Consider the following 12,727-nt stretch of genomic DNA (forward strand, 5'->3'; position numbering starts at 1 on the left):
AGAAAAGACACGGGAACGACCATGGCCCTCGGCTTCATCAAAAAAGTCTTTTCGTTCGGCAAGGACAAGGCCGCAACGGAAGAGCGGCCGCAAGAGGATGCCGCGTCTGAGCGCGGCAATGAAAACGCCTCCTTCGAAGCGGCGCTGAGCGACGCCGAAGCGCATGGCACTGTCGACAAGGACCCGGTTTCCGAACTGGAGATGGAGACGGCCGGTGGCCCGGCCCCGGACGAAGCGACGGGTGTAGTTCTCTCCGAAGAAGATGAGCAAGAGGACGCACCGCTTCTTCCCGGTGCCGAGCTTTCCGGCGATATGGGCGTGGTGCCATTGTCGTTGCTACAGGCGGAAGCAGCCGCTGAAGAGCAGGACGATGCTTTGCCGGAAGCAGCGGATGTCGTGCTGGATACGGATGCGATGGATGCGCTGCTCGACGAGGCGGAAGCCGCGAGCGCGGTCGAACCCCCTGCGGTTCCCACGGCTCTGCCCAAGGGTTTTTCGTCGGCAAGTGAACGGCAGGAGCCTGCGCCTGTAGCACCGCAGGTAAAACTGACATGGTTTCAGCGCCTGCGCGCCGGGCTTTCCCGCACGTCGTCGCAGCTGACGACGCAGATTTCGGCGCTCTTCACCAAGCGCAAGCTGGATGAGGACACGCTCGATGAGCTGGAAGATCTTCTCATCCAGTCCGATCTGGGTGTCGAGACCGCCATGCGCATCACCGGCGCCCTGTCTTCCGAACGTTACGGCAAGGATGTCAGCGGCGAAGATGTGGCGCGCATCATGGCGGGCGAGATCACCAAGGTCCTGAAGCCTGTCGCCAAGCCGCTGGAACTCGATCTCTCGCACAAGCCGCATGTCATTCTCGTCGTCGGCGTGAACGGTACCGGCAAGACGACCACTATCGGCAAGCTTGCCGCCAAGCTCTCGGGCTCTGGCCTCAAGGTCATGCTTGCGGCCGGCGATACCTTCCGCGCGGCGGCCATCGAACAGCTCAAGATCTGGGCTGATCGGACCGGTTCGCAATTCATCGGTACCAAGCTCGGCGCAGATGCGGCTGGGCTTGCCTACGACGCTTATGAGCAAGCGCGGGCGCAAAAAAGCGATGTGCTCATCATCGATACGGCCGGCCGTCTGCAGAACAAGACGGAACTGATGGCGGAGCTGGAAAAGATCGTGCGCGTGCTCGGCAAACTCGATCCGGATGCGCCGCACACCGTGCTGCAGACGCTGGATGCGACGACCGGCCAGAACGCGATGAACCAGGTGGAAATATTCCGCAATGTCGCGGGCGTTTCGGGCCTGATTATGACAAAATTGGATGGCACGGCGCGGGGCGGTATCCTCGTCGCCATCGCTGCCAAACACAAGCTGCCGGTTTATTTCATCGGCGTGGGTGAAGGTGTTGATGATCTGGAGCCCTTCGAGGCGGAAGATTTCGCCAAGGCCATTGCGGGAGTGTGAGTATGGATATTGAAAGCAATTCCAAGGAAAGCGAAAAGATGGTGGCGGAAATCAGCCCGCTCCTGAAATTCGTGCTCGAGCTTGGCCCGCTCATGGTGTTCTTCTTCGCCAATTCCCGCGGCGAATGGCTGGCCTCCACCTTCCCCGTGCTGACGGAATTCGGCGGGCCGATCTTCATTGCCACCGGCCTGTTCATGATCGCAACGGCGCTGGCTCTCTCGGTTTCATGGGTGCTGACGCGGAAACTGCCGATCATGCCGCTGATATCAGGCATCGTGGTGTTCGTCTTCGGCGCGCTGACCTTGTGGCTGCAGAACGACACTTTCATCAAGATGAAGCCGACCATCGTCAACACGCTGTTCGGCGTCATTCTGCTGGGCGGCCTGTTCTTCGGGCAATCGCTGCTGGGTTACGTCTTCAATTCGGCCTTCAGGCTGACGGATGAGGGCTGGCGCAAGCTGACGCTGCGCTGGGGCGTGTTTTTTCTCTTCCTTGCGGTGATGAACGAGGTTGTGTGGCGCATGTTCACCACCGACACCTGGGTCGCCTTCAAGGTGTGGGGCACGATGCCGATCACCATCGTCTTCACCATGGCGCAAATGCCGCTCGTCATGCGCCATTCGCTGGAACCGCTCAACAAGGACGAAAAATGACAATTGCAGAGATGTCGGCTTCCCGTTCGCGCTCGCTTAAATGGTTCGGCGTGGCCGCCGGCCTGCTTCTTCTGCAGATCGTCATCCTCTACGCCATGGGCCGCATTCCGATCTGCGAATGCGGTTATGTGAAGTTGTTCGAGCCGGGCGTGAACACGCCGGGCAATTCCCAGCATCTGGCCGACTGGTATACGCCCTCGCATATCATTCACGGCTTCCTGTTCTACTGGTTCGCCTGGCTGCTCTTTCGCAACAAACCGCTTTCCATGCGGCTGTCACTTGCGGTTCTGGTGGAAGCGGCATGGGAAATCCTTGAAAACTCGCCTCTCATCATCGATCGTTACCGCACCGCGACCATGGCGCTGGGTTACACCGGCGACAGCATCCTTAACTCGGCGATGGACACGGTTTTTATGGTGCTGGGTTTCCTCTTCGCCGCCCGCGTGCCGGTGTGGCTGACGGTTGTGATCGCCATCTTCTTCGAAATCTTCACCGGCTGGCTAATCCGCGATAATCTGACGCTGAACGTCGTCATGCTGGTCTGGCCTGTGGAGGCGATCAAGGAATGGCAGAACGCGCTCCCGCAAATGTGAACGCAGCTGCCGGGATTTTGGCCGGGATGAGCTGAAACCACGCGAGACATGTAGGCTTTCTTAAGGGCATTGCGGTATCGTCCGGGTTCAAAGACCCGTCTCTTCCTGGCAGAACCCGTTGCAAGATAATTTCGCCTATCTTCTCCCCTTCATCATGCTGACATTCGGCGTGGTGTTCCTGTTCCTGCAGAGGATCGGTCACGCTTCCGCCCGCTATTGGGGTATCGGATATCTTTCGGCGGCCTTTGGTTTTGCGACGCCTCTGGTGCTCGGTGGCCTGCCTTTCGAAGTCCAGGCGATCCTTTCGAACCTGTTGTTCTTCTCCGCCTTCTTCCTCTATGGCCATGCGCTGCTTACCCATTTTGGCCGGCCGCTTCATACCGCGGCCCGATTGTCGATCGTTGTGGTTGCGGTGTTGCTGGTCTCTTTCCATGTTTTCATCACGCCGGATCTGAAGCGCGAGCTCGTCATTGGCGATCTCGTCTGCGCCCTTTTGCTTGCGATCCCGGTCTGGCTCGTGCGAAAGCGCCCCGTCGCGCTCGCCGACAGGCTGATGGTGGGAATTGCCTGTCTTGTGGTGGTGGAAACGCTGGTGCGCATCGGCATGCTGCTGGTGATGACGCCGGGGGGCTCGATGATAGAGCTCAGCGAATTCTTCGAGTCGGATTATGCCTTCTACATGCAGCTCGCCGCGAGCATTTTCGGCTTCCTGCTTGCGCTTTCCGTGCTCGCGAGCCAGATTTCCGTCACCGTCGACCGTCATCTGCATGCGGCGGAGCATGACCCTCTGACTGACGTGCTGAACCGCCGCGGCTTCGACCGGCGTGTTCCCGATTTTCGCAACGATACGCCTGAGGGTGCGGTCATTGCCTGCGACATAGATCATTTCAAGCGCATCAACGACGTCTACGGCCATGCGGCCGGTGATATCGTGCTCATCGGCCTTTCCGATCTTCTCAGACGAAACGCGCCCGGGGATGCGCTGGTGGCGCGCTTTGGCGGTGAGGAATTCGTTGTCTTCCTGCCCGGCCAGACGGCCGCCGCAGCCGGGCAGCTTGCCAATAGCATGCGTACAGGTCTCTCGTCGCTCGATTGGCGCAACCGGGGTGTAAGCAGCCAGATAACGGCAAGCTTCGGTGTTTCGGCCGTCGCAAAGGGGGGATCATTCCATCCACGACGCCATCAAGCGTGCCGATGACAGTCTTTATGCCGCAAAACATGGCGGTCGCGACCAAGTCGTGCTGGAAGGCATGCGTCTGCCGGCTGAAGGCCCGTCGCTGAGGGTCGTTACCAAGGGGTGATGCCTTGCGGGAGCGGGTTATTTCCCCGCTGCGGCCGCGATCGCTGGCAGCAGGTCCCGTTCGACGCTGCGGGCATCGAAGGGGCCGACCTTTTTATAGAGGATCGTGCCGTCCGCGCCGACCAGATAACTTTCGGGAATGCCATAGACACCCCAGTCAATAGCAGCCTTGCCGTTCGGATCGACGCCTATCGCAGCAAATGGATTACCGAGCTCGCCGAGGAAGCGCAGCGCATTATCCTGCTTGTCCTTGTAATTGATGCCGACGACGGTGATGCGGTCGTCCTTCGCCAATTCCTGAAGCAGCGGATGCTCCTGCCGGCAGGGAATGCACCAGGAAGCGAAGACGTTGACCAGCGTCAGCTTGCCTTTGATGGCGGCATCGGTCAGCGCCGGAAGGTTCGAGCCCTCCAGCGGCGGCAGCGACAGGGCGGGTGCCTTAGTGCCGATAAGCGCCGAGGGAATGGCGCTGATGTCAAGCCCGTTCACGTCCTGATCGTAGAGCATCTTGCCGGCGATGAGGGCGAAACCGCCAAACAGCAGCAACGGGAGAAGCGCCAGCGCATAACGTGTACGGCCCGTCGTTTTGGCTTTTGTGTCGTCCCGGTTGGCCTGCGTCATTGCGCGTCACCTGCGGAACCGGCTCTTGCCCTGCGGCGCACACCGGAGGCCTCCAGTTCCTTCAGTTCCCGTTTGCGTGCCTGACCGTCCACGACGACCCAGGCGATGAGACAGAGAACGACAAGGCCCGTCGCCGCATAGGACATTCCGATATAAAAGGCGTGTGTCATCCCCTCAGCCCTCCCGGTTCGCCATGCGGGCGGCAAGCCGCCGTTGCGCGGCGACACGCCGGCGCCAGATTTCATTGCGCATGGCGGCGATATGCAGGGTGAAGAACAGCAGCGTGAACCCGATGGCCATCGTCAGAAGCGGCCAGAGAAATTCCGCATCGATGGCGGAACCGCCCATGCGGATGACGCTTGCCGGCTGGTGAAGCGTATTCCACCACTCGACCGAAAATTTGATGATGGGGATATTCACGAAACCGACGAGGATCAGCACGGCGCTGACACGGGCGGCCCTGGACGGATCATCCATGGCGCGGTTGAGCGCGATCAGCCCCAGATACATCAGGAACAGCACGAAGACGGAGGTCAGCCGAGCGTCCCATACCCACCAGGTTCCCCACATGGGTTTGCCCCAGAGCGAGCCGGTGATGAGTGCGATGAGCGTGAAGGCGGCGCCGATGGGGGCGGCGGCCTTGTGGCTGACATCCGCGAGCGGGTGACGCCAGACGAGGGTGCCGATCGCGGAGATCGCCATGACCGAATAACACATCATGGCGAGCCAGGCGGAGGGGACATGCACATACATGATGCGCACCGTATAACCCTGCTGGTAATCGCCCTCAGTGGTGAAAGACAGATAAAGACCTGATGCCAGCACCAGTGCTGTCAGAGCCGCGAGCCAGGGCAGAATGCGTGCCGCCAGCGCCAGAAACCGCGTGGGATTGGCGAGATCACTGAATTTGGTGATGGTGAAGGTCTGCTCGTTCATGCCGTTTGTGTAACCCGAGAATGGCCGCCCCGCAATTGATCCCTGTCAATCGGGGACCGTCCATTGCAGTTTCATCAATCCATAACATTGCGCAGTGCCAAAGCGGCAAAGAAAGGACCGGTCACGGCTGAAAATAACGTGATCGCACAGAGAATGAGGAATGGCGGCATGAAGGGCGCCGGGTCCTGCACGGCTGCGTAGGAAGCGCTGACGCCGAAGATCAAGACGGGAATGGCGAGCGGCAGGACGAGGATGGAGACCAGAAGGCCGCCGCGCGGCAGGGCAACGGCAACCGCTGCGCCCACCGCGCCGATGAAGGTAATGGCGGGTGAACCGACGAGAAGGGTGAGCATGACGGCGCCGATCGCCACCTCGTCCATGTTCATGAACAGGCCGAGCAGCGGCGAGGCAAGCACCAGCGGCAGACCGGTCGTGACCCAGTGCGCCAGGCATTTCACGAAGACGGTCAGGACGAGCGGGGTTTCCTGCATCAGGATCAGATCGAGGGATCCGTCATCCCGTTCGGCCTGGAACAGCCGGTCGAGGCCGAGAAGAGCTGATAGAAGCGCGCCGATCCAGACGATGGCAGGGCCGATGCGGGCGAGCAGGTTGAGATCGGGACCGACGCCGAACGGGATGACGGCAACCACGGTCATGAAGAACAGCACGCCGATCAGCGCGCCGCCGCCGGCGCGGATGGAGAGTTTGATATCGCGGAGGAAGAGGGCGGTCATTGGGGCGTCCTCGTGTTCGCGGCGTTACCCCCCTCTGCCCTGCCGGGCATCTCCCCCTCAAGGGGGGAGATCAGCAGGAGGCTTTCCCGACGCTTCATTCTCAAACGTTGAGATTGTCGAGACCTAACCGCGAGTCGATCTCCCCCCTTGAGGGGGAGATGCCCGGCAGGGCAGAGGGGGGTAAGCCGCACGCACATCACCATCATGCCCAAGCCTCCACCCCTGCAAACCCCGTCATCTGCAATTCCTGCGTATTCTCCAACCCTAAAGGCTGATGGGTCGCAGCAAGTACAATCCCGCCCCTTCCAAGGTGGTTTTTCACAAGATCGGTAAACATTCCGTCCGCAGCCTTATCAAGTGCCGCGGTCGGCTCATCAAGAATCCACACCGGTCGCCAGGCAATCAAAAGCTTCGCCATGGCAAACCGCCGCTGCTGGCCGGCGGAGAGATAACCGAAGGGCAGGTGGGTAATGCCGGCAAGGCCGACAATCTCCGCGGCCTCATCAATCGCCATGCCCCTGCCGCCGGGAAAGTCACCGAGGAAATCCTTCCAGAAGCGCAGGTTTTCCGAAACGGTCAGTTCGGTTTTCATGGCATTGCGATGGCCGAGATAATGGCAGGCCTCCGAGGGGCGCATGTCCGGCTCAATTCCTTCGCCGGCTATCTTAATCCGTCCCTGCTCGGGACGCAGCAGACCCGCTACCGTGCGCAGCAGCGTGGATTTTCCCGAGCCGTTGCGCCCGGTCAGCACCAGCGCCTCTCCGTCGCTTAACTTGAAGGAAATATTCATGAATATGAAATCTTCGCCGCGTCGCACGCCAAGATTTTCCGCCGTCAAATCCATGCTGCGGTTCCGTTTCAGATTTCGTCGTCTCGATAAAAAAATCGATTAGCTTGGTTGAATGGTCTGGCACGTTTCTCTGAAATTATCTATATGGGTGTCAACACGCCAGCGGCCGGCGTGAACATCATCTTGCGCCGGACTTGACGATTGCGAGGAGCAATTTTCACGTGCGGACAGCGGAAATGGTCGTACCCGCATCCTGATGTGCATGAGTGCATAGGTGTCCGCACGAACGTGTTGGCTATCAGTGTAAGCGGGGTTTTTATCCATGCCCAAATCACTCGACAGTTTCAAATGTCGTTCCGTCCTTACCGTTGGCGGTAAGGATTACGTCTATTTCAGCCTTCCCAAGGCTGAAGCAAATGGCCTGAAGGGCGTTTCCAAGCTGCCCTATTCCATGAAGGTTCTTCTGGAAAACCTGTTGCGTTTCGAGGACGGCCAGTCCGTCACCAAGGAACATATCCTTGCGGTGTCCGAATGGCTTGGTAACAAGGGCCTGACCGAAACCGAAATCGCCTACCGCCCCGCCCGCGTTCTCATGCAGGACTTCACCGGTGTTCCCGCCGTGGTTGATCTTGCCGCCATGCGTGACGGTATCAAGGCTCTTGGCGGCGATCCGGAAAAGATCAACCCGCTGGTTCCCGTCGATCTCGTCATTGACCACTCTGTTATCGTCGATGAATTCGGCACGCCGAGCGCCTTTGCCCGCAACGTCGAACTGGAATATGAGCGCAACGGCGAGCGTTACCGCTTCCTGAAGTGGGGCCAGCAGGCGTTCAAGAATTTCCGCGTGGTTCCGCCCGGCACAGGCATCTGTCACCAGGTCAACCTCGAATATCTCGGCCAGACCGTCTGGACGAAGGAAGAGGACGGCGAGACGATCGCTTATCCGGATACCTGCGTCGGCACGGATTCGCATACGACCATGATCAACGGTCTCGGCGTTCTCGGCTGGGGTGTCGGCGGTATCGAGGCTGAAGCTGCCATGCTCGGCCAACCGGTCTCCATGCTTCTGCCCGAGGTCATCGGCTTCAAGCTGACCGGCAAGGTGAAGGAAGGCGTCACCGCGACGGACCTCGTTCTGACGGTCGTGCAGATGCTGCGCAAGAAGGGCGTGGTATCGAAGTTCGTCGAATTCTTCGGCCCCGGCCTTGATTCGATGTCTCTGGCCGACCGTGCGACCATCGGCAATATGGGTCCGGAATATGGCGCGACCTGCGGCTTCTTCCCGGTTGACGGCGAAACCATCAACTACCTGACCATGTCCGGCCGTGCCAAGGATCGTATCGCGCTCGTCGAAGCCTATTCGAAGGCGCAGGACATGTGGCGCACCGGCGATGGTTCCGACCTCGTCTTCACCGACACGCTGGAACTCGATCTTGGTGACGTCGTGCCCTCCATGGCCGGTCCGAAGCGCCCGGAAGGCCGTCTGCCGCTCGAAACCATCGCACCGAATTTCGCGACGGCTCTCGAGAACGACTACAAGAAGCCCGGCCAGATCAACAGCCGCTATGCTGTCGAAGGCGAAGCTTTTGATCTCGGTCACGGCGATGTGGCGATTGCCGCCATCACCTCCTGCACGAACACCTCCAACCCCTCGGTTCTCATCGCCGCCGGCCTTCTCGCCCGCAACGCTGTCGCCAAGGGGCTGAAGTCCAAGCCGTGGGTGAAGACCTCGCTGGCACCGGGATCGCAGGTTGTTGCCGAATATCTCGACAAGTCCGGTCTGCAGAAGGATCTCGATGCGATCGGCTTCAACCTCGTCGGCTTCGGCTGCACGACCTGCATCGGTAACTCCGGTCCGCTGCCGCCTGCGATCTCCAAGACGATCAACGACAAGGGCCTGATCACATCAGGCGTTCTCTCTGGTAACCGCAACTTCGAAGGCCGCATCTCGCCTGACGTGCAGGCGAACTATCTGGCCTCGCCGCCGCTCGTCGTGGCCTATGCGCTTGCCGGCACGGTCCAGAAGGATCTGACCAAGGAGCCGATCGGCGACGACCAGAACGGCAACCCGGTCTATCTCAAGGATATCTGGCCGACCTCCAAGGAAATCCAGGAATTCATCCTGAAATACGTCACCCGTGAGCTCTACGAAACCAAGTATGCTGACGTGTTCAAGGGTGACGCGAACTGGCAGGCTGTTCAGGTTCCGCCGGGCCAGACTTATGCCTGGGACGACAAGTCCACCTATGTTCAAAACCCGCCCTATTTCGTCGGCATGGGCAAAAAGGGCACCGGCCTCAAGAACATCAAGGGCGCGCGCGTCCTCGGTCTCTTCGGCGACAAGATCACCACCGACCATATTTCTCCGGCCGGTTCGATCAAGGCTGCTTCGCCTGCTGGCGCCTATCTGACGGAGCACGGCGTTGCCGTGGCCGACTTCAACCAGTACGGCACGCGCCGTGGCAACCATGAAGTGATGATGCGCGGCACCTTCGCCAATATCCGCATCCGCAACCACATGCTCGGCCCGAACGGCAAGGAAGGTGGCTACACCATCCACTATCCGTCGAAGGAAGAGATGTCGATCTATGACGCCGCGATGAAATACAAGGCGGAAGGCGTTCCGCTCGTCATCTTCGCCGGTGTCGAATATGGTAACGGCTCGTCCCGCGACTGGGCGGCGAAGGGCACCAACCTGCTCGGCGTCAAGGCCGTCATCGCGCAGTCCTTCGAACGCATCCACCGTTCGAACCTCGTCGGCATGGGTGTCGTTCCCTTCGTTTTCGAGGAAGGCACGACCTGGGCGAGCCTCGACCTCAAGGGCGACGAAATCGTCGAGATCGATGGTCTCGAAGGTGAAATCAAGCCGCGTGAAAAGAAGATCGCCAAGATCACCTACAGCGACGGTACGGTGAAGGAAGTTCCGCTTCTCTGCCGCATCGATACGCTTGATGAAGTGATCTACATGAACAATGGCGGCATTCTGCAAACCGTTCTTCGCGATCTGGTCGCGTAAAGCTTTGAAAATCGAGGGCGCCGGGCGGAATCCCGGCGTCTTTCCGTTTCAAGTCTCTTTTTTTGTGATTGTCGCTCACCCCTTCGTGACTTTCTATTGAAGGGCAATAGACGTTATTTTCCGGTTTGCATCCCGGCAGGATTGATCGCATCAATTCGTCTGGATCTCTTCCGGACAAAGGTTTTTGTAATGCCGCTGAAATTCCCCCTGTCGATATGTCTTCTCGGCACGTTTCTCGTCACCTCCGCGCAGGCGCAGGAAGCTGTGAAGGGCGTCGTCGAATTGTTCACATCGCAGGGATGTGCCTCGTGCCCGCCGGCGGATGAAGCCTTGCGCAAGATGATCCAGAAGGGCGATGTCGTCGGTCTTTCCTACCATGTCGATTACTGGAACTATCTGGGCTGGACGGATTCGCTGGCATCGAAGGAAAATACCGATCGGCAATATGGCTATATGCGCGCACTCGGCCGCAACGGGGTCTATACGCCGCAGGCCATTCTGAATGGTCGCGACCACGTCAAGGGCGCGGATGTCCGTGGAATCTACGACAGGCTCGATGCTTTCAAGCGCGAAGGCAAGGGACTGAATGTCCCGGTCTCGTCGAAGTTTTCCGGAAACGAGGTGGAGATCGATATTGGTGCCGGCAGCGGCAGGGCTGATGTCGTGGTCGCCTATTTCACGCGCGAACAGACGGTTGATGTGCAGAAGGGGGATAACCAGGGGAAAAAAATGTCCTACTGGCACAGCGTCTATGACGTGCAAACCGTCGGCATGTGGGATGGTTCACCGATGACGGTGAAGCTTCCGGCGAGCGTGGTGGCAAAGGTGAAAAAGGGCGGCTGCGCGGTGCTTTTGCAGACGGCAAATGCCGGCGGCGATCCCGCAGCAATTGTCGGCGCAAGTATCCTGCTTGGAAGTGAAACCCCCTGATCGCCTGTGGGGCGATGGAAGATCCGGTCCGGGCATTGGGGGCTGGGGGTAAAGGGTCAATGCACCGGACCGGGTCATCTTGGTGCCTAGGCATCAATTGACAATAGGACTATTCCACCCAATTCGGGCCATGGTTTGACCGAAATACGGCAGGCCATGTGAAAATGGCTGCCTAAATGGTTACCATTTTTAACCTCTGCCTTGCTGTCGGCAGTCCCTCCAGAGGGATGGATGGGGCGCCATTCCGTGCTGGCGCCTTCTGGATCGGCTGCAATTCGAGGCCTGTGAAACCTTTCCCGGAATTGCTGGTCCTGTGCGCCATGGTAGTGCAAAGACTTGCAATTTCGCCCCCTCAGGCTCACACTGCATGGATGATTTGGGTGGAATCGGAGGTATTGGATGACCGATCAACCGGATGTGCAGCAGGTGCAGACCGCTTCACGTGACAATTCCACCGTTATCGATCTCCGGGAATATAAAAAGAACAAGGACCCTTTGCCGGTCACCTTTCACCGGCGCGAGCTGGATGCGATTCTGCGCATCTATGGCCGCATGGTGGGAGAGGGCGAGTGGCGTGACTACGCCATCGATCACCTGAAGGAAAAGGCGGTGTTTTCCGTCTTCAAGCGATCAGGTGAAATGCCGCTTTTCAGGATCGAGAAAAACCCCAAGCTGGGGGCAAAACAGGGTGCCTATTGCGTGGTGAATACGGATGGCCGCATTCTCAAACGTGGCCATGAATTGCCGCAGGTTCTGAAAGTTTTCGACAAGGTTCTGAAGCTCATTGAATGAGCTTTAACAGGAGCGGACTATTCGCAGGAACAGCACGCCCTGACGGATATAGGTGAAGAAATCTTCGCAAATAAAAAGGCGGCCGAATGGCCGCCTTTCGCATATAGGTCAGGAGAACTCTTAACCTTAGTCGTCGCGGTTTCCGAGGAACTGCAGGAGGAAGGTGAAGAGGTTGATGAAGTCGAGATAGAGCGTCAGCGCGCCCATGATGGCCTTGCGGCCAGCCACGGCAACATCGTCGCCGTCAAAGTACATTTCCTTGATCTTCTGGGTGTCGTAGGCGGTCAGGCCTGCGAAGATCAGTACGCCGATTGCGGAAATCGCAAACTGCAGTGCGGAGGATGCAAGGAAGATATTGACGATGGAAGCGATGATCAGGCCGAACAGACCCATGATCAGGAACGAACCGAGACCGGAAAGGTTCTTTTTTGTCGTGTAACCGTAAAGCGAGAGCGCACCGAACGAAGCGGCGGTCACGAAGAACGTCTGGACGATGCTCTGGCCGGTGAAGACGATGAAGATCGACGACAGCGACACGCCCATCAGCGCAGCATAGACCCAGAATGTCGTCTGCGCGGCGGAAACGCTCATGTTCTGAATACGGAAGCTAAGGAAGAAAACCAGTGCCAGCGGTGCGAGCATGATGACCCAGCGCAGCGGAGATGCATAAAGCAGCTGCTGGAAGGCAGGGTTGGACGCAGCGAATGAATAGGTTGCGAAAGCCGCAACGCCGGTGATGACCAGAGCCAGCGCCATCAGGTTGTAAACCTTCAGCATATAGGCGCGGAGACCTTCATCGATCATCGCACCAGTCTGTGCACGGGTCTGCGCCATGCGGTTCTGGTAGTTATTGAAGTCAGCCATTGTTTCCTCTTTTGAGCTCCGTAATTGCTACGGTGTCGGG

General features: G+C 58.8%; 12 protein-coding genes and 1 pseudogene. 7 read left to right on the top strand and 6 right to left on the bottom strand.

All coding sequences use genetic code 11. The features are described from left to right. The first annotated feature begins 21 nt into the window (after window positions 1-21). From ftsY to ASB65_RS22045, 4 genes and pseudogenes are all read left to right on the top strand, one after another. Window positions 22-1,458, top strand: coding sequence for a signal recognition particle-docking protein FtsY (ftsY, locus tag ASB65_RS22030; protein WP_060725374.1), 1,437 nt, complete (start codon window positions 22-24; stop codon window positions 1,456-1,458). Window positions 1,459-1,460: 2 nt separating this feature from the next. Beyond that, entirely contained in the window at window positions 1,461-2,111 is a 651-nt protein-coding gene (locus ASB65_RS22035; protein ID WP_060725375.1) for a septation protein A, read from the top strand. Beyond that, window positions 2,108-2,704: a DUF2585 domain-containing protein gene (locus ASB65_RS22040; protein WP_035212820.1), complete on the top strand. Its 597-nt coding sequence runs from the start codon at window positions 2,108-2,110 to the stop codon at window positions 2,702-2,704. The genes ASB65_RS22035 and ASB65_RS22040 overlap by 4 nt, the downstream gene beginning before the upstream one ends. A gap of 118 nt (window positions 2,705-2,822) precedes the next feature. Continuing rightward, window positions 2,823-4,005 (top strand): annotated as a pseudogene (locus tag ASB65_RS22045) (diguanylate cyclase). 17 nt (window positions 4,006-4,022) lie between these two features. On the opposite strand, the gene ASB65_RS22050 reads toward ASB65_RS22045, so the two are convergent. The 5 genes from ASB65_RS22050 to ccmA all read right to left on the bottom strand — a co-directional run bounded on the left by ASB65_RS22050 (window position 4,023) and on the right by ccmA (window position 7,139). Further along, window positions 4,023-4,625, bottom strand: coding sequence for a DsbE family thiol:disulfide interchange protein (locus tag ASB65_RS22050; protein WP_060725376.1), 603 nt, complete (start codon window positions 4,623-4,625; stop codon window positions 4,023-4,025). Beyond that, entirely contained in the window at window positions 4,622-4,795 is a 174-nt protein-coding gene (gene ccmD, locus ASB65_RS22055) for a heme exporter protein CcmD (protein WP_060725377.1), read from the bottom strand. The genes ASB65_RS22050 and ccmD overlap by 4 nt, the downstream gene beginning before the upstream one ends. 4 nt (window positions 4,796-4,799) lie before the next feature. Next, window positions 4,800-5,561, bottom strand: a complete 762-nt coding sequence (locus ASB65_RS22060) for a heme ABC transporter permease (RefSeq protein ID WP_060725378.1) — start codon at window positions 5,559-5,561, stop codon at window positions 4,800-4,802. A gap of 74 nt (window positions 5,562-5,635) precedes the next feature. Continuing rightward, window positions 5,636-6,295, bottom strand: a complete 660-nt coding sequence (gene ccmB / locus ASB65_RS22065; RefSeq protein WP_003505065.1) for a heme exporter protein CcmB — start codon at window positions 6,293-6,295, stop codon at window positions 5,636-5,638. 202 nt (window positions 6,296-6,497) lie between these two features. Continuing rightward, window positions 6,498-7,139 carry a heme ABC exporter ATP-binding protein CcmA gene (gene ccmA / locus ASB65_RS22075; RefSeq protein ID WP_060725379.1) on the bottom strand — a complete coding sequence of 214 codons (642 nt, stop codon included), beginning with the start codon at window positions 7,137-7,139 and terminating at the stop codon, window positions 6,498-6,500. A 268-nt stretch (window positions 7,140-7,407) separates the two neighbouring features. On the opposite strand from ccmA, the gene acnA reads away from it, so the two are divergent. From acnA to ASB65_RS22090, 3 genes are all read left to right on the top strand, one after another. Continuing rightward, complete coding sequence (gene acnA, locus ASB65_RS22080) at window positions 7,408-10,101, top strand: aconitate hydratase AcnA (RefSeq protein WP_003505059.1); 2,694 nt, start codon at window positions 7,408-7,410, stop codon at window positions 10,099-10,101. A gap of 189 nt (window positions 10,102-10,290) precedes the next feature. Then, window positions 10,291-11,031, top strand: coding sequence for a DUF1223 domain-containing protein (locus ASB65_RS22085; protein WP_060725380.1), 741 nt, complete (start codon window positions 10,291-10,293; stop codon window positions 11,029-11,031). Between the two features lie 399 nt (window positions 11,032-11,430). Then, window positions 11,431-11,823 (top strand): DUF2794 domain-containing protein, encoded by a 393-nt coding sequence (locus tag ASB65_RS22090; RefSeq protein WP_003505057.1) that lies wholly within the window; start codon window positions 11,431-11,433, stop codon window positions 11,821-11,823. 126 nt (window positions 11,824-11,949) lie between these two features. Here the strand turns inward: ASB65_RS22090 and ASB65_RS22095 are convergent, their stop codons facing one another. Continuing rightward, window positions 11,950-12,687, bottom strand: coding sequence for a Bax inhibitor-1 family protein (locus tag ASB65_RS22095; RefSeq protein WP_003505056.1), 738 nt, complete (start codon window positions 12,685-12,687; stop codon window positions 11,950-11,952). Window positions 12,688-12,727 lie beyond the last annotated feature (40 nt).

Origin of the sequence: Agrobacterium tumefaciens str. B6 (assembly GCF_001541315.1) — a bacterium.
In the GTDB taxonomy this organism is placed as follows: Bacteria; Pseudomonadota; Alphaproteobacteria; order Rhizobiales; family Rhizobiaceae; genus Agrobacterium; species Agrobacterium radiobacter.